Origin of the sequence: Pseudomonas neuropathica, assembly GCF_015461835.1 — a bacterium.
GTDB classification, from domain to species: Bacteria; Pseudomonadota; Gammaproteobacteria; order Pseudomonadales; family Pseudomonadaceae; genus Aquipseudomonas; species Aquipseudomonas neuropathica.
The window spans coordinates 1-1,557 of record NZ_JACOPX010000039.1; the positions used below are offsets into that span (position 1 = coordinate 1).

The 1,557-nt window shown below is 62.3% G+C and carries 1 pseudogene; it reads right to left on the reverse strand.

Annotation, left to right across the window (positions count from 1 at the left end):
* A pseudogene (locus tag H8F23_RS28630) lies at positions 1 to 1,557 on the reverse strand (hypothetical protein); the annotation flags it as partial.

Consider the following 1,557-nt stretch of genomic DNA (forward strand, 5'->3'; position numbering starts at 1 on the left):
GGCAGGACGCCGTCTACCACGCCGGCCACTTCCGGTTGCGGCAGTTCCTGGCGTGGTTCGCCGACGCGCAGGATGTCGCTGTGGATCGACTCGCGAATGGCGCGAGTGGCCTCGAACGGGTCCAGCGTGGCGAGCACTGGACTCGGAATCAGTAGCTGGTAGTAGAACTCGGCCGTGCCGCCGTTGACCGGGGCCAGGTGTGTGCCGTCGATGTTGTACAGCAGTGGTTCGGCCGCGACGATGTCGTTGTGGGTGATGGGGCGCATTGGCAGCTCAGGCAGGTACGGTTTGAGGCCGGGGGTGGTGCCGAGCATGACTGGCTGAAGGACCTGGCCTTCGACAAAGGATTTGTCGAAGGGGATCTCGAGACGGATTTGGGACAGTGCGGGATCCAGCGCTCCGGAATCCTCGTCCAGCACTTCCGGCGCGGCCAGGCGCTGGACTTCGCCGATGGCGCGGATGAATTGGCTTTTGGATTTCAGATCGGCGGAGCTGTCGGCTTTTTCCAGGCGGTAAGACAAAGTGATCTGGGACTTGGCCAACTGGCGCAGCACGGCGTTGGGGGCCGCGGGTTCCAAAATGCTCGGCACACTTTTCAACTCCACGCCTGCTGACGGTTCCCAATCAATCGGCGGCCCCTCGACGGGAGTGCCCTTGATCCTGATGAAGACCTTGTCTCCGACTTTGAACTTGCTCGTATCCGTGGCAATAACTTGCACGGTGCCATCGGCGTCGCCCAGTTTGTCGACGTCCAGCACGTTGTTCTGCGTTTCCTTGAGCAGCGGCGCGATCAGCCGGGTCGCATCCACCGCCACTACCACACGCTGTTCGGGGCTCCAGTCCTCGGAACGGTTGAAGACCTTGTCGTACACCTCGAACACCACGGCGACGCCGGGAGACTCTGCATCGCCGGCGTCGCGAATGACCGCTTCCGTGATGGTGATGATGATCGGGGCCTTGCCTTCGGCCTGTTCCTGGGTCAGCGGCTCACTGAACTCGTAGATCCCGCCCCAACTCACGCGACAAGTATCGCCGGCCGCAGCGTAGGGATAGGGCGGTGTGCCATCGGCCTCGCCAATGCTGATTTCAACGCCATCGGCCACGTTGTCCTTGTCGATGCCGCCGTCAAGAATGTCCTGGGGAATGATCATGATCAGCTTGGAATGCCCGCCGTCACCGTTGTCATCATGGCCGCCGGGGCGCGTGAGTTTGACCAGCACCTGCATGACTTCGGACGGTTGATCCGTGCCACCCAAGGGCTTGACCACATAGGACACCGCAAAGCGGCCATCGACCATGTGCCGGGAAGGCACGAACATGCGCAGCTGTTTGTTGACCTCGGTCGCGTCGACAGTTTCCACCCAGACGTTCTGCCCGGTGCCCCAGAAGATCGTCAGCCTGTCGCCTTGCGCCATGTTCCCCCACGGCCCCGCCTGGCACAGCAGGCCGTTAAGAGGAAAATTGCCCAGTGCGGCCGCGATGTTGATGCCCCAGATGTCGGGGCCCTGCGACACCGGTTCCTTGCTGCGCCCGGGGATGTCGAGTTCCTTGAGTAGC